Below are 13,061 nucleotides of genomic sequence, written 5' to 3' on the forward strand. Positions count from 1 at the left end.
AACAGGGTGCGCTTGTCGCTGGCGTCGATCCAGAACCCCTCGTGATTGACCAGCGCGAGGCCCGGCGAATAGTCCGAGAGCGACTCGCGCAGAGCGACGAGGATCTGATCGATCCCGGTTTCGACCTTGCGCAGCCGTGGCTCTGAGACAGTCGGCTTGCCTACCGTAAAGGCGATCTCGGCGCGTGCAGCGGTGTCGAGTGTGGCGTCCGTGAAGGTCGACAGATTGCCGGTTCCAGACCCGGAATTGTAGAGGCCGGGGCCGCCGAGATTCGAACCTGCAGTTCGCACCAGCGACGGCCCGAACCAGCCGAGATACTCGCCGGCGCTCACCGGCATGACGCCGATATCGGCCATGGTCAGGATGTTGAGCCCCACGGCGACGCGCGCCAGCGTGTCCGCGCCGACCTGCGTGAAGACATCCCCGGCCGGCGACGCGCGCCAGCGTGTCCGCGCCGACCTGCGTGAAGACATCCCCGGCTTTGGTGAAGCGCTTCAGGCGGATGGTAGTCGCCGCCGTGGAATAGAGCGCGAGACCGACGAGATAGCCAGAGGCCGAGACCGCGTCGCCGAAGACGTAGGTGCCGGTGTTCAGGTTCGGCGCCGACACCGGTGTGCCGGGACAGCCGATGCGCTGCGTCGAGGACAGCAGTTCAAGCGCGGCGCCGGTGACGGACGCCGCCTGTGCGACACGACCGAGCGAGCCACGCTCGGCCGGGGCGCCGACCTCGAATTGCATCTCCAGACGCGCATTCGTGACTAGCGTGCCGGTGAAGGACGTCTGATCGCCGGAACCCGGCGTAGCGCTAAGGACCGGCGTCGCAGCGACAGAGCCGGTAGCGTTGGTCGAGCCGAGATAGCGCGCAGATGCATCGCCGGGCAAAATGGCCAGGCAGAGCCCCGCCTGGAGCGGGAAGTAGCCGAGCGCCTTGGCGTCGAGGTCGAACTCGCCGGCCGGCACCGTCACCGGCAGATCAGACCCGACCTGCGTGAAGGTGTTGCCGACGAGGCTGCCCTGCTTGACCCGGACGAGCCCGCCGCCATTGATCCCGACGCCGCGGAACCGGCTCAGAGGCCCGTCCTTGCCGATCGGCTCCGGGAAGGCGAAGACCGTGTTACTCAGCGCAGCTCCCGAGACTGGGATGGCCGGGTTGCCGATCTGCTGAAAGGTTGCGCTTTCATCCAAGCTGACGACGAGGCCGGAGCGGCTTTCGGTAAGACGCGCAGCCTCGGCTAGGAGCTGGGATTCCAATGCGTTCTCGCGCGACGTAGCTCGCGCAACTTCGGTATTGATCTGCGTTTCGATAACCGGCCCGATCGCGCGCGCCTCTGATTTTGGAACCAAGCGGGGCGCCCCGGAACCGTCCGCGAACGCCGTATTGAACGCAGTAGCAATCTCGGCCATCTCAGGGCTCCTCGAAGTCGATTGTCAGGGTGTCGCGACGCCAGAGCTGCAGGTCGAGCGCCAACCCGTCGTCCTGGCTAAGGCGCATCACAGCGCGAGGGTTCAGGAAGTTCAGGGTTGCACCGGACGAAGCGGCGGCACGCAGCCAGGGGCGGATGGTGATGTTGCCTGCACCGACCCCAGTCGTTTGCAGCCGGGCGATGCGATAGAGATTGTCGCCGATGGAGAAATGCAGGCCCTCTGTGGGCGGCAGGTCGTTCCACGCGATCGCCAGCGTGGTCGCGTTCAGCGCGGCATTGGCCGTGAGCGTGATTGCCGCGCCAGATCCCGGTTGCCGGTAATAGGCGGCGTCCGAAAACGACGCCCCGTCGCTGTGCGGGACATGGCGAAAGCCGACATTGGACGGATCGCCGAAAAAACCGCGCGTCCGGAAACAATCATAGACCGGAAGGCGCAGCAGCCCGGCGCGGCCGTCGAGGCGGGCTTCCAGCGCACGCAGCGCGCGGATCTGCTCGGCACTACGGACGTAGACACCAGAGTAGCGCAGCGTCCAGCGCTGACCAGGAGCCGCGACGACCTGCTCGCGACCAGTAGCGGAGCGGCCGCCCGATACTGATTGCCCGGCCAAGGCAAGCCGAAGGTTGGCCGGGCGCAACTGCGCCGGCCAGTCCAATGTTTCAGCCATGATGGTGCTTTCAGCTAACGGCCGCGGTTACAGGCCCCGCAGTGCTCGATGCATCGCCGAGACCGGAGCGGTTGAGCGCGCGCGCCCAGTATTCGTAATTGCCCACGAGCAGGCTGCCATCGATCATGTCGAAAGCCTGGTTCGGGGCGAGATTCACCGTCGTAACCACGACAGCCGACCCGAAGCCTGCGCCCACCGGCGCGCGGTAGAGCCGAACCGAGCCGAGATTGCTGGAGTTGGGCGCGGTCCATGCCAGCATGACCTGACCGGAGCCGCCGTTAGCGACGAAGCCGGTCGGCGGTCCGGTGAGGACCTCGTCTGCAACCGCCGTGACGGGGCCAACAGCAGACCAATCGCTCGCTGTGCCGCCGGCGACGAAACGCACCCGCAGATCATAAGACCCGCCATCCGAGAGCAGCGGCGTCACAGCGGACAAGCCGTCGCCTGCAAGCGACATAGCGATCCAGTCGCCAACCCCAGTGGCCGAATACTGCGCCTCTGGCGTCACGTCGGACCTGGACGAGGCAGCCCATGACAAGCGGATTGAGACGCCGTTGATGGAACTCGACAATGCAGGGCGCTCGATGGTCGCCACCACTGAAGTCGGCGCGTCGATGATGTTGACCTGTACGACGCTCGCCGGCGTCACGGGCCTTGGCGGCTCCTCAACCGCAGCATTCCAGGTGAACGCGCTCGCAGGCACCGACCTGAAGCCGATATCGCAGCCTGAGGCGTCGCCGCGCAGCGAGAAGGCGGTGAACTCGCAGGGGGCGTTCATAAGCGGCTCGGCGCCGCCCGGAACGGGATCGAAGGTGATATCGACCACCTTGGCGTCGAGCGCATCGAGCGGCATGAGGTCCGTCGCGATCGAGCCCTTCCAGATCGGGTTCTCCTTCGCCATCATGATCTTCTGGAGCCGGGCGGCTTGCGTCCATTCCGGGACCATGACGAGGTCGCGCGTTTCCTCGATCACCCCGATCGCGGCCTGCGAGGAGAGATCATCGCGTGGCGTCAGCTCGGTCGGCTGATAGTAGTTGTTCGGGTCGGTGTAGCTGACCTTCAGCCGGTTATAGCTGTCGAGCTTGTCATTGCCCTGGCTCAGCGCCGCGCCGGTGATGTGCCGCGTCGAGATGTTGATCAGCGGGCCGGTCCAGACGCTGTTGCGGATTCCGATCTTGCCCGACGGCCCCTGATAGAGCGTTGCGTCGCAGCTGGCGCAGAGCCGGGCCAGCACAGCCTGCGGCTCCTCGTCGAAGCCGATCGTGCCCCAGGTTCGATAGCGCCCGACCGGCGAGCCATCCTTGCGCGGCACATTCTCAGCGCAGTGCGCGTGGAAATCGGCGAAGGCCGGCATGTCGATCTGTGCCAGAGACCGGCGATAGCCATTGGCGTCGCGCAGATAGTCGAGAATAACGTCTCCGGAATTGTCGCCCCAGAGCCAGGCTGCGGGGTTCTCCGGATCCATCCAGCCGAGCGACGGATCATAGATCTTCTTGCCGCGCACGACGAAGCGCAGGACGGTGTTGGCGCCTTGCGGGAAAACCTTGTTCTGGTGCTTTTCCGGCACGCCCTTGAAGACGACACAGACATGGGCGATCCCGCGCAAACGATGGTTGGCGGTCCAGACCTCCGGGAAATTCGTGGTGAGCAGCAGAGCCGCAGTCTGGCCTGCCGTGCCGAGATAGCGTTCGAAGAAGATCGCGCCGTTCATCGGGACAGTGGTGACATTGCCGCCGGCCTCGCCGCCGTCGGTGGTCACGAGCTGGTCACCGATCCAGTATTCGGCGATGCCGTCGATCTCATGTCCGGCGAGCATGATGCACTGGAACATCATGCCGCCGCGCGCATCCCAGAAGGCGCGCGTGCCGCCGACCAGCGCCCTACCGTAGATGAACCGGCGCGGCCCCATCGCCTCATTGAGCGTCGCCTGCTGGCGCTCGCGCTTCGGCTTCTGCTGCGCCAGCGTTTGCGTCGCATAGCTGACACCGACGAGAGCGCCGGTAATGACGACCGAGCCGACAATTGTGGCGGCAGTCGTCGACGCAGCCAGAGTTGTCGCGCCGACAGCAGTGAGGACCGCGGCTCCAACCGCAAGCGCCATCAGATTCTCCATATTTCGATAGGGGTCGCGCCCACAACAGCAACGCCATCTGCTGTTTTCAGAGCCCAGCGCTCTCCGGTGGAGATCGCCATCATCGGGCCGGCCGTAGTCTCGATCAGCCCGACATCGCCCACCGCCGGCGCATCGGCCTCGGCAAACCCGGCGCGCGCCATCAAATCAGCGACGAGGACCGACAACCCGCCGGCGGACTGGAGCAGGCGACGACATCCAAGCGCGCTCGCGTAACTGCCGCGTCGCCCAGTCCCAAGGTCGATGCCGGTTTCCGAAAGCACCCAATCTGCCACCCAGAGCGTGCAATCACACGTCCCCCAGACGAAAGGCGTGCGGGCGCCGGCCGCGACAAAGGCGGTCAGGCGTTCGGAGCGAGACATGGAGATTCGACTCTCAAGGAGGCGCAAGCCAATCTGCGGCCTGCAGGGGGAGATCGACTATGAAGATCAGCGTCGCCGCGACACAGGACGGCAAAGTTCAGTTCATTGCGGAGCCAGTTGGCGCGCCGATACTCGACGTCATCTTCCCAGCAACAGATATCAGCGCGATTTGCGCCCTTTTGCTCGGTGCGGCCAGAACTGCATCAGCGAACGTCGGAGCAGATCAACCCATTCAGCCTGGAGCGAACGAGTACCAAGGCTATATCCTGCCGACCTCACTGTCGCCGATCCTTCAATCTGGATCGAGCCAACCAGGACTTCTGATACAGATGGGTCAGACGTGTCTGGGTGTGGAAGTTCCCGAGCCGACCAAACTGGCGCAGGCGTTGCTAACTTTATCCGCGGTACATTCTGATCGACCATCGTGATCTCCATCACCCCGGCCAGTTGATCGTCTTGCCCGGCAGCGACGCGACATACTGGCAGCCGAGGTCACCGGGGTACCGGGCCTGCTGGTCGGCATCGGTATAGTAACCATGCGGCGGCTTGCGCCGGCCGGCCCAGAGGTTCTCGGCAGTGAGGTCGACGGAATAGGTGCCGCCGCGCTCCATCTTGTAGGTCATCACGTCGAGCAGACCGCTCCAGACATGGCGCACAGGCCCGCGCAGGCTCAAGTCCTCATTGAAGAGCTGAAGATAGACCGAGCAATCGCGACCCTTGACCTGGGCCGACTGCTGCCGAGCCAATGCGATGACGCGCGGGTCAACGCCGGATAGCCCGAAGCTGACCTGCTGAGCCGCCGTGCCGATTGGCACCGAAAGCCCCGAGATCGTGGCGAGGCCGGCCGTACCTTCCCAGATCTGGCCATCCGACGTCCGCAGCGGGCCGAAGCCGGTCCAGTACCAGCGTGGATCGCCGACGAAATCGAACCAGGCCAGCAAAGCAAGGCGCGCGGTTGTGCCGGTAACGGCAGACGCATCAGCGCCGAGGAATGACATGAGGATTCGACTCCTGCGACAAGCGCGTGCTTACCTAAGGAAAATTGGAGGGGGGTGGTGAAATGGCAGAACGTGACGCGCAAATCCTCGCGCTAGCCAGCCGCGTTGACGAACTCGAAAACATGGTTGAAGGCTTGATCGCGTATATCGCGATCACGACGCCGCCTGATCTCGTTCAGGCTGATGATCAAGCGACGCGGGAATTCATCGATCAGAACTCTGCCGGTACGGCTCGGTCAATCGCTAAGCTTATTCAGTCACAGATCGGCGGGCCGATTGCCACATCAGCGACCGGCCACGGGGCGAGGCAGGCGCTTTACCGGATCGAGTGCGTTAGGGAGAACGCCCAAGCAGCAGGCCTATACCGCGGGCAAACCCAACAAGACGGCGTTTGAGCCGCCTTGATAATGTTGGTGGCTGGTAGAGGAAAAGCGGCTCGCCGGCCCGGCGCCTACGCTCTGTTTCTTCTTCTGTAAAGTAATAGAATTCTGGCGTATCTGTCTTGACCATCGTTTTCGGATCGAACATCATTGAATCCTCTGCTGCAGTTTTACAAGATTGGCGAGCAAGCCGGGGACAACCTCGGCTAGGGCTTCCGAAAGCTCTGCAGGGCTGACGCCGAGTTTCGCGGCCAAGCGCCTGGTCGCTGGCCTGTCATCAGAACACGACTTGGTCTGCGTCGTCAGACTAGCCTTCATCACGCTCCTCCATGTTTTTGCGCTTCCATGACGATGTTAGGCACCTGCGCGCGACCGGGCCGGCGACGGCTGGGGCATCTGAACCGAGGAAGCTCACGTCCCACCTCGCTGCTGCAGCTTGCCGAGATAACCAGGCATCTCGGCCTTCAGCGCCGCATTGTTCTCGGACAGGATCGCGCGGAACTGCGCCTCGGACATCTGCGAACCGCGGGCGTCGATAACCGGCGCATAGCTGAAAGAGGGGCCGCCACTGCCGCGCGCGATGCTCGCCGGGACGGACGGCAGGCGCCCGACCAGCCCGCCGTCCGCGAAGGCGGGCAGCTTGCCGGAGTTGATCGCCTCGAGCAGCGCGCGGTTCTGCTTGGTGGCGCGGGCATTGATCACATACTCACCATTCGACAGTCGTGCCGGAATGGAATCGCTCCGGCCGGTGCCTGGACCGGAGACGTAGCCGCCGCCAGCAAGCTTGATGCCACCGAGAAGCCCGCCTGCACCGCCGCCGACACCCTTCATGCCGAACAGCCCAGCCAGAGGCCCTTCGCCGATGAGCAGAGCCTGCAGAGCAGCCTTCGCCAACGATGCAGCGAGGCGCTTGACCACGTCCTCGGCCTTCTCGCCATTGATGATCAGGTCTTCCAGCGCGTCGACCGCCGCATTGCCGAAGTATTTCTGAGCATCGTTCAGGCCCTGTTGCGCCTGCTGAAGCCGCTCCTTCGACGCGCGAACCTCTTCGTTCTTGCCTACCTCCTCGGTGAGCTTGGCGATGTATTCCGCCTTCGCCGCCGTGCCGAGCTTTTCTAAATCGACTTGGGCTCGGGCAATCTCAACCGCCGCCTTGCGCTCGGCGTTGCTCTTGCCGACCGTCGCGATCTCCGCTTCCATCACCGCGCGCTGGCGAACCAGGCTCTCGATATACCGATCGAGCCGGTCCTGCGCCTGCTCGTCCTCGGACTTGGCTCCGGAGCCCCCTCCGCCTCCTCCGCCGCCCGATTTCTTGCCGGTCGGGATTACCGTGGTATTCGAGCCAATATAACCACGCCCAGGCCGCGAAGGAGGGATAGGCGCGGTGGTCGGCGTGCCGCCTTGGGGCGTCGGTTGGGGCTTCCCCTGGATCTCGTTGCCCATTAGTTCGCCAAACGCCGCGCCTGCCTTGCCGGCATTTATCATGCGCTGACGAAACTCAATTGCTTGATCGATCAGGCGTTTAAGGTCGAGGGCTACCTCAACCAACACCGCTTTTGACGAGGCGGCGAAGCCGTTCCAAGCCGTGTTCCAAGCGGTATCAAAATCCTTGGCACGACGAATGACCTCGTCGTCTACCACGCCGCCTGCCTCGCGGGCTTTCTGCGCGAGGGAGTTCATCGCCTCGGCGCCGCCTTCCAACAACGGAACGAAATCGTCAGGCAGCTTGAATTTTTCGGCGATCTGGACCCGATCCTGCTCCGTGGCGGCACGGCTGATCAGGTCAGCCGCCATCGCGAGCGCCTCATTGACCGAAACAACCTCGCCGCGACGATTGCGAAGCGAAAGATTGTTGGCTTCGAGGAGTTTTCCGAGCTCGGTCTCTTCGCTCCGCGCCGCGTTCAACTCTTTGGCAAGCGCGCCGATTCCTTTGTCGAAAGCTTTCCCTTCGATGCCCTCATTCTGCGCGGCCAAGCGGAGTTCCTGGAACCGCTGCAAGTCCAAACCTGCACGGCGCGCCGTGTCCGCGAAACTGGCGATCTCAGCGTTTGCTGCTGCAAAGCCCTTGATGATCTTGTCGAGGCTGAAGGCTGCCACAGCGCCCTTCAAAACCCCGAGCCCAAAATCACCACCAAACGACGGGTTGGTCCGCCGGAACTTCGCCTCGATTTCGTCAGCCTGCTGCTCGGCAAGCTTCGAAGCCGCCTTCATCTGGCGCTCAAGGTCTTTTATTGACGCGCCAACGCTGATGACCAAATCGCTGCCAGCCATTGGATTCCTCGATTGGAATGTTAACAGTGCCCATTCCGCGGGAGGCGCGCATGGGTCTGTTGAAAACGGTCGTGGTCGGGACCGGACTTCTTTTTGTCGGGCTTTTGGTCCTAGGGGCGGCCGTCGAACCAGGACAAAAAGCGTCGGCTCAGAATGCCGCCCCGACCGTCATCCCCGAATCGTGGCGATTGGCAGATCACCTAAGTGTCGAGATCCAAGGGCGATCCTCTCGAATGTCGAGCGTCGCCGTCCTAACCGTTAAGATCAAAAACTCAGCCGATGTCTGGCTTAAAGACGCTACTATCCTCTGCGAGTTCTACGGACAGAGCGGAACCAAGGTCGGAGAAGCCAAGCGAACCGCTTATCGCGAGTTCCAACCCAAAAAGACTGTCACGGTTCGTGACCTGAACTTTGGTTTTGTTGACCAGGAAGCTCAGCGGGTCGGTTGCCGTGTGACCTCCGCAGAGCTCGGCTCGCCCGTTTAGAGGTTCGGCGAGAACAAGCTAGCGGAGACTCGACTCCTTTCCGTCAGAATGCTTCGCTTCATGAAAACAGCGGGGGCGGAGATGGATAGCGAAATCCTAAACCAATATGGCCGCGAACGGATCAGCGATCGCCAGATCGACGAGCTGATCGGACTGGCCAAGGGAATATCTGCTGATGGGGCAATCCACCAAAGCGAGGTCGAGTTTCTCCAGACATGGCTTGCAGCCAACTTAGCCGTAAGCGGCCAGCCGTTGATCCGTACTCTTTACGATAGGGTCAGCGACATTCTTTCCGACGGCATAGTCGACGATGATGAGAGAACTGAACTGCTTGCGACGCTGCAATCCTTCGTCGCTCCAAAGAGCGAACTCGGCGAGGCATTGAAGGCGACCACTCTTCCTCTATGCAACCCATATCCGACGATTGCGACAACCGGCGCTTCATTTTGCTTCACCGGGACTTTCGCCTATGGCAATCGGCGGGCATGCGAGGCTGCGGTCGTGGCGAAAGGCGGGCTTGCCGGCAGCCTAACCCGTGAAACCCGTTACCTCGTTATCGGAACTTATGTCACGGACTCCTGGAAGCACTCATCGTTCGGTAACAAGATACTCAAGGCCGTCGAGATGAGAGAGAAACGAGTTCCTATCTCGATCGTTTGCGAAGACCATTGGGTAAAAAGCGTCTGACGCGTCAGTGCAGATACATCGGCGCCGCGTCGTAAAGCGCCCGCACGCCGGCCTCGTCGTCATCGTTTGTGATCTTGGCGGCGTCCGGCGAGTTGGCGCGAGCCCAGCCATCGGCGCAGGCCATGAACTGCCAGAGCGACATCTCGCCGACCTGCTGCGGCGAAAAGCCCATCACGACGCCGAGGCCGTAGAAGTCTCGGAAATCGAGCTTTCCGTTCGGGCGGGCGGGTCGCTCTCCTCCCCGTCCGCCGGAGATTTTCCCACCGGTTCATCCGGCTTGCCGAACAGCGCGGCATTGATGATCGCCAGCGCCGGCAGGACGTTTTCCCCCCAGGGCCGATCGTGGACATAGGTCTTGACCAGACGAAGCGCTGCGATCGGCTCCATCCCGCCACCGATCAGGCCAAGGCGCAGCGTGGCGTGGATGTCCTCGATCTTCCAGACGCCGTGCCGCAGCCGCTCGGCGACGACCATGGGACCGGCATCGCAAAGGCGCTGCAGCTCCTCGAGCTGCGCGATCGGCAGGGCGAAGGTGTAATGCCCGTCCGCCCAGTCGAAATCGATCGCGCACAGGCTCATGGCAGGGCCGCCACGCTGGCGCGGGTCAGGGCGCCGTCGCCGGTCGCGGTCACCGCCACCTGCAGCTTGCCACCGAACTCGCCGGTGATGGCATAGGTGATATGGGCTGCGCCGGAGAACTCCAGATCCGGCGTGCCGGAGCCCGTGCCTCCGCCGACGATGCGGATGCGGATGTTGCGGGAGACGTTGCCGTTGACGGCCGCCCAGAGCAGCGCCTCGGCCGCCTTCGCCATCTCGCCGGAGAACTCCGCCGACCAGCCCATGGCTGTTACGTCCGTATCGCGCCAGACAGCCAGATCGGGATCGTCACAGTCGGCGATGACGGTGTCGTTGGTATCCTTTTCAATCGTCAGGCCGATGTTCTTGAAGCCGCAGAGCTTGGAAAAGATCTCGGAACCCGCGCCGTCGCCCAGATAGACGAGGCCCATGCCAAAGGCGAATACAACCGGCTTAGCCATGATGGCCTCCGTTCAGGGGGATGTTGCTGGTGGTGAGGTTCAGGCCGCCGCGGTCAGCGCGCGGAAGGTCAGGACGGCGTGACTGGTGAGGCCATCCGGGTCTTTCAGGTATCGCGTGTCCTGGTGCGCGATTTCGAGGAACTGCCAGGCGGAGCCGAGATTGAGTTCGGCCTCGTGCAGAGCACCGCGTACGGCGCCGGCGATCGTCTTGGCCTCGACCTGGCCAGGAGCCCGCGACCAAACGTGAAGGGTCGCATAGATCTCGACCGCGTCGATGCACTGAGCGCCGTCGTCGACCGTCTGGAATTCGCCCAGTTCGATGTAAGGGAAGGCGACGTTCTGCGGTACCTCGTCGAAGACGCGGTTGCCGACTGCGGAGACCTGCGCGCGCAACGTCGTGTTGATCGCGCCCTGAAGCGCCAGAGACGGATCAGCCATTTTCGTGCTTCCGAACCGCCTTCTTGATCTCGTGTTCCAGGCCGGCCTTGATCTGCTTCTTGTTCCGACGCCACGTCGGATAGAACCACGGCTTGGCGGTTTCTTTCTGCGTGCCCCATTCAGAGGCTGTCGCGGTATCGAAGCCGCCTTCTGTCGTGGCCGAGCCGCCGGCCTTTACATAGAAGCGGTCGCCGCGCTTGCCGCGCTCGACCCGGATCGTGCCCTTCGTCTTGCCCGTTTTCACGGGGACGACCTGCTTCATCGCCTCGCTAAGCGCGAGAGCGCCGAGCAGAGCCTCGGTTGCCGCGGCCGCGCGCACGTCCATCGGAATCTTGTCGAGCCGCCGCTGAAGCGACTTCGCTCCCTTCACCATCGGCGAGAACTCCTGCGGCGCGGGCGCGCTCGGCATGGGCGGTTGGGATGAGGCCGGAATGCCCGGCCTTGTAGGCGACGAAACCGCCGGGGAACGGGCAGTCGAAGTCGCGGAGGAATGTGACGCGAGGCATCAGCCGCGAACTCGCCAGATGATCGCGTAGCGCCATGCAAAGCGAGCTGACTTCGATCGCGAATAGCCGAGATCGCGAGCCAAACGATATTCGAGGAAGAGGCCATGCAGACGCTTCATGTCGCTGTCCCCTCTTCCAGCATGACTTCGATCTCGCGATTGTCCGGCGTCGGGATGATCGAGCGGATCTGGCACGCCTTGCCAGAATAGGGGCCGGAGACGAACACGACGCGGGCGGCTGCAGTGACCCCAGCGGTGGCCGGCGTGCGCCGGACCGTCAGCGTTCCCTGCATCGTGCTTTCCAGCCGGCCAGCCTCAAGCTGCTCGCGGCCGAACTTCGGGCGGAAGCCGCCAGAGATCGTGACAATCTCCGTCCAGGTCGACGGAAGGGTGTTGCCATACCCGACATCGCCGCCGGCGACCCGCTGCTCGAACCGGACGCGATTCCGGGTGCGCTGCCCTGCCCCCAGCATCAGAGGTGCCAGACCTTGTACGGCGCGAGCAGACGCTCGGCCGTATCTGACATCGGCACGCTGTTGACCGCGCCCATCGTCGCGCTCTCGGTGAACCGGTAGAAGTCGCCGGCGATGAGCTTGATCGCCTGAATGATCGGCGTCGGCACCTTGCCGTCGTCATAGCCCGCCTCGTACCGGACGCGCACGCTCTCGCCGCCCTGGCGCACTGCCGGCCAGGAGGCGCCCGGCGCGCGCGCGACAATGCTGCCGTGGACGACATAGAGTGAAGGGTCGAGCGTCTGCTCGTTGCCGTCCTGATCGTCATACTTCACACTGACGACCGACAGCACCGGCCCGTATTGCAGGTCGATCCAGGTCGGGAAGCCGCAGCGCCGAAGCTCCAGCGTCTGCTTGCCGAGCGAACGCCCAAGCCAGCCGGCCGGGCCGTCGATATGCGCCGTCGCCGCCGCGACATAGGCCGCGATCTTGCCGTCGTCGTGCGTGTCAGCCGCGTCGATGGCAAGATGCTCCTTGGCGTCCACGATCGGCAGGATCACGGGCGGCTCGGTGATGACGACGACGCGCATGGTCAAGCCGCAATGACGGCGGTGGTCGCCGCGCTCGTGGCGGCCTTGCTGCCGGCGATGCTGTTGGCAGTGACGGTGACCGTGATGACAGCGCCAATGTCAGCCACGACCGGGACATAAGTCGCCCCCGTTGCGCCAGCGATAGCGACCCCGGCACGCTTCCACTGCCGCGCATAGGTCGGCGTCGGCCGACCGGTCCAGGTGCCAGTCGTCGAAGTTAGCGTGACACCGACCTGCGCCGTACCGGTGATCGCCGGCAGGACCGTGTTGGCTGGCTTCGCCGGTGCGCCGGAGTGCTTCTTCTTGAAGCCCTCAACGTTGGCGAAACTGCGCTTCTGGGCGGCCTTGGTGACGGGCATGTCAGTCGCCCTTCTTCTTGGCGTCGCCCTTGTTCTCGGGCGCCGGCTCGGCCTTGTTCTTCGGAGCCGCCGGCTCCTTCTTCTGCGCGGGGATGAAGCCGCGATCGGCCCATTCCGCGAGACGCGCGTCGGAGATATCCGACGCGTCGAATTCCTCGCCGGCATGCACCATCCCGGTCTCTGCACTGGCGAAGCTGTCGAGTGCCTTGATCTTCATGGTGAGGTCTCCTCCCCTTCGGCTCATGAGATGGGCGGATTTCGCCGCCCATCGGTATCA

General features: G+C 63.5%; 19 protein-coding genes. 4 read left to right on the forward strand and 15 right to left on the reverse strand.

From position 1 onward, the window contains the following. From J0J10_RS26280 to J0J10_RS26295, 4 genes are all read right to left on the reverse strand, one after another. On the reverse strand, positions 1-473 hold a 473-nt coding region (locus tag J0J10_RS26280), incomplete at its 3' end, for a hypothetical protein (RefSeq protein ID WP_291650505.1). 932 nt (positions 474-1,405) lie between these two features. After that, positions 1,406-2,089 carry a hypothetical protein gene (locus J0J10_RS26285; protein ID WP_291650507.1) on the reverse strand — a complete coding sequence of 228 codons (684 nt, stop codon included), beginning with the start codon at positions 2,087-2,089 and terminating at the stop codon, positions 1,406-1,408. 10 nt (positions 2,090-2,099) lie between these two features. Continuing rightward, positions 2,100-4,190: a phage tail protein gene (locus tag J0J10_RS26290; RefSeq protein ID WP_291650509.1), complete on the reverse strand. Its 2,091-nt coding sequence runs from the start codon at positions 4,188-4,190 to the stop codon at positions 2,100-2,102. Beyond that, positions 4,190-4,582, reverse strand: a complete 393-nt coding sequence (locus tag J0J10_RS26295; RefSeq protein ID WP_291650511.1) for a DUF6950 family protein — start codon at positions 4,580-4,582, stop codon at positions 4,190-4,192. The genes J0J10_RS26290 and J0J10_RS26295 overlap by 1 nt, the downstream gene beginning before the upstream one ends. Positions 4,583-4,641: 59 nt before the next feature. On the opposite strand from J0J10_RS26295, the gene J0J10_RS26300 reads away from it, so the two are divergent. After that, positions 4,642-5,010 carry a hypothetical protein gene (locus J0J10_RS26300; RefSeq protein ID WP_291650513.1) on the forward strand — a complete coding sequence of 123 codons (369 nt, stop codon included), beginning with the start codon at positions 4,642-4,644 and terminating at the stop codon, positions 5,008-5,010. A gap of 6 nt (positions 5,011-5,016) precedes the next feature. Here the strand turns inward: J0J10_RS26300 and J0J10_RS26305 are convergent, their stop codons facing one another. Beyond that, positions 5,017-5,580 carry a hypothetical protein gene (locus J0J10_RS26305; protein ID WP_291650514.1) on the reverse strand — a complete coding sequence of 188 codons (564 nt, stop codon included), beginning with the start codon at positions 5,578-5,580 and terminating at the stop codon, positions 5,017-5,019. A gap of 62 nt (positions 5,581-5,642) precedes the next feature. On the opposite strand from J0J10_RS26305, the gene J0J10_RS26310 reads away from it, so the two are divergent. Beyond that, a complete protein-coding gene (locus J0J10_RS26310; protein ID WP_291650516.1) occupies positions 5,643-5,975 on the forward strand; it encodes a hypothetical protein in 333 nt (110 codons plus the stop codon). Between the two features lie 396 nt (positions 5,976-6,371). Here the strand turns inward: J0J10_RS26310 and J0J10_RS26315 are convergent, their stop codons facing one another. Beyond that, the gene (locus tag J0J10_RS26315) at positions 6,372-8,231 is read right to left on the reverse strand and encodes a hypothetical protein (RefSeq protein ID WP_291650518.1); all 1,860 of its coding nucleotides are present in this window, start codon (positions 8,229-8,231) and stop codon (positions 6,372-6,374) included. Positions 8,232-8,281: 50 nt separating this feature from the next. On the opposite strand from J0J10_RS26315, the gene J0J10_RS26320 reads away from it, so the two are divergent. Further along, positions 8,282-8,716 (forward strand): hypothetical protein, encoded by a 435-nt coding sequence (locus tag J0J10_RS26320; protein ID WP_291650520.1) that lies wholly within the window; start codon positions 8,282-8,284, stop codon positions 8,714-8,716. Between the two features lie 81 nt (positions 8,717-8,797). After that, the gene (locus J0J10_RS26325; RefSeq protein WP_291650522.1) at positions 8,798-9,403 is read left to right on the forward strand and encodes a BRCT domain-containing protein; all 606 of its coding nucleotides are present in this window, start codon (positions 8,798-8,800) and stop codon (positions 9,401-9,403) included. Between the two features lie 4 nt (positions 9,404-9,407). On the opposite strand, the gene J0J10_RS26330 is transcribed toward J0J10_RS26325, so the two are convergent. The 9 genes from J0J10_RS26330 to J0J10_RS26370 form a co-directional block, all read right to left on the reverse strand. Then, positions 9,408-9,575, reverse strand: coding sequence for a hypothetical protein (locus J0J10_RS26330; RefSeq protein ID WP_291650524.1), 168 nt, complete (start codon positions 9,573-9,575; stop codon positions 9,408-9,410). Further along, complete coding sequence (locus J0J10_RS26335) at positions 9,575-9,982, reverse strand: gene transfer agent family protein (protein ID WP_291650526.1); 408 nt, start codon at positions 9,980-9,982, stop codon at positions 9,575-9,577. The genes J0J10_RS26330 and J0J10_RS26335 overlap by 1 nt, the downstream gene beginning before the upstream one ends. Continuing rightward, a complete protein-coding gene (locus J0J10_RS26340; RefSeq protein ID WP_291650528.1) occupies positions 9,979-10,440 on the reverse strand; it encodes a phage tail tube protein in 462 nt (153 codons plus the stop codon). Before J0J10_RS26340 ends, J0J10_RS26335 begins: the two co-directional genes overlap by 4 nt. A 39-nt stretch (positions 10,441-10,479) precedes the next feature. Further along, on the reverse strand, positions 10,480-10,878 hold the full coding sequence (locus J0J10_RS26345; protein WP_291650530.1) for a DUF3168 domain-containing protein: 399 nt from the start codon (positions 10,876-10,878) through the stop codon (positions 10,480-10,482). After that, the gene (locus J0J10_RS26350; RefSeq protein ID WP_291650532.1) at positions 10,871-11,251 is read right to left on the reverse strand and encodes an HK97-gp10 family putative phage morphogenesis protein; all 381 of its coding nucleotides are present in this window, start codon (positions 11,249-11,251) and stop codon (positions 10,871-10,873) included. Before J0J10_RS26350 ends, J0J10_RS26345 begins: the two co-directional genes overlap by 8 nt. 248 nt (positions 11,252-11,499) lie before the next feature. Next, a complete protein-coding gene (locus tag J0J10_RS26355; protein ID WP_291650533.1) occupies positions 11,500-11,856 on the reverse strand; it encodes a head-tail adaptor protein in 357 nt (118 codons plus the stop codon). Further along, the gene (locus J0J10_RS26360; protein ID WP_291650535.1) at positions 11,856-12,425 is read right to left on the reverse strand and encodes a head-tail connector protein; all 570 of its coding nucleotides are present in this window, start codon (positions 12,423-12,425) and stop codon (positions 11,856-11,858) included. Before J0J10_RS26360 ends, J0J10_RS26355 begins: the two co-directional genes overlap by 1 nt. A gap of 2 nt (positions 12,426-12,427) precedes the next feature. Next, on the reverse strand, positions 12,428-12,784 hold the full coding sequence (locus J0J10_RS26365) for a hypothetical protein (RefSeq protein ID WP_291650537.1): 357 nt from the start codon (positions 12,782-12,784) through the stop codon (positions 12,428-12,430). A 1-nt stretch (position 12,785) separates the two neighbouring features. Beyond that, entirely contained in the window at positions 12,786-13,001 is a 216-nt protein-coding gene (locus J0J10_RS26370; RefSeq protein ID WP_291650539.1) for a hypothetical protein, read from the reverse strand. Positions 13,002-13,061: the final 60 nt, after the last annotated feature.

The sequence above is a fragment of the Allobosea sp. genome, assembly GCF_017308075.1.
In the GTDB taxonomy this organism is placed as follows: Bacteria; Pseudomonadota; Alphaproteobacteria; order Rhizobiales; family Beijerinckiaceae; genus Allobosea.

Bases quoted from the DNA above. Each gene is read 5' to 3' on its own strand.
- J0J10_RS26285 (WP_291650507.1), bottom strand. From the start codon at position 2,089: ATGGCTGAAACATTGGACTGGCCGGCGCAGTTGCGCCCGGCCAACCTT.
- J0J10_RS26290 (WP_291650509.1), bottom strand. From the start codon at position 4,190: ATGGCGCTTGCGGTTGGAGCCGCGGTCCTCACTGCTGTCGGCGCGACA.
- J0J10_RS26295 (WP_291650511.1), bottom strand. From the start codon at position 4,582: ATGTCTCGCTCCGAACGCCTGACCGCCTTTGTCGCGGCCGGCGCCCGC.
- J0J10_RS26300 (WP_291650513.1), top strand. From the start codon at position 4,642: ATGAAGATCAGCGTCGCCGCGACACAGGACGGCAAAGTTCAGTTCATT.
- J0J10_RS26305 (WP_291650514.1), bottom strand. From the start codon at position 5,580: ATGTCATTCCTCGGCGCTGATGCGTCTGCCGTTACCGGCACAACCGCG.
- J0J10_RS26310 (WP_291650516.1), top strand. From the start codon at position 5,643: ATGGCAGAACGTGACGCGCAAATCCTCGCGCTAGCCAGCCGCGTTGAC.
- J0J10_RS26315 (WP_291650518.1), bottom strand. From the start codon at position 8,231: ATGGCTGGCAGCGATTTGGTCATCAGCGTTGGCGCGTCAATAAAAGAC.
- J0J10_RS26320 (WP_291650520.1), top strand. From the start codon at position 8,282: ATGGGTCTGTTGAAAACGGTCGTGGTCGGGACCGGACTTCTTTTTGTC.
- J0J10_RS26325 (WP_291650522.1), top strand. From the start codon at position 8,798: ATGGATAGCGAAATCCTAAACCAATATGGCCGCGAACGGATCAGCGAT.
- J0J10_RS26330 (WP_291650524.1), bottom strand. From the start codon at position 9,575: ATGGGCTTTTCGCCGCAGCAGGTCGGCGAGATGTCGCTCTGGCAGTTC.
- J0J10_RS26335 (WP_291650526.1), bottom strand. From the start codon at position 9,982: ATGAGCCTGTGCGCGATCGATTTCGACTGGGCGGACGGGCATTACACC.
- J0J10_RS26340 (WP_291650528.1), bottom strand. From the start codon at position 10,440: ATGGCTAAGCCGGTTGTATTCGCCTTTGGCATGGGCCTCGTCTATCTG.
- J0J10_RS26345 (WP_291650530.1), bottom strand. From the start codon at position 10,878: ATGGCTGATCCGTCTCTGGCGCTTCAGGGCGCGATCAACACGACGTTG.
- J0J10_RS26350 (WP_291650532.1), bottom strand. From the start codon at position 11,251: ATGGTGAAGGGAGCGAAGTCGCTTCAGCGGCGGCTCGACAAGATTCCG.
- J0J10_RS26355 (WP_291650533.1), bottom strand. From the start codon at position 11,856: ATGCTGGGGGCAGGGCAGCGCACCCGGAATCGCGTCCGGTTCGAGCAG.
- J0J10_RS26360 (WP_291650535.1), bottom strand. From the start codon at position 12,425: ATGCGCGTCGTCGTCATCACCGAGCCGCCCGTGATCCTGCCGATCGTG.
- J0J10_RS26365 (WP_291650537.1), bottom strand. From the start codon at position 12,784: ATGCCCGTCACCAAGGCCGCCCAGAAGCGCAGTTTCGCCAACGTTGAG.
- J0J10_RS26370 (WP_291650539.1), bottom strand. From the start codon at position 13,001: ATGAAGATCAAGGCACTCGACAGCTTCGCCAGTGCAGAGACCGGGATG.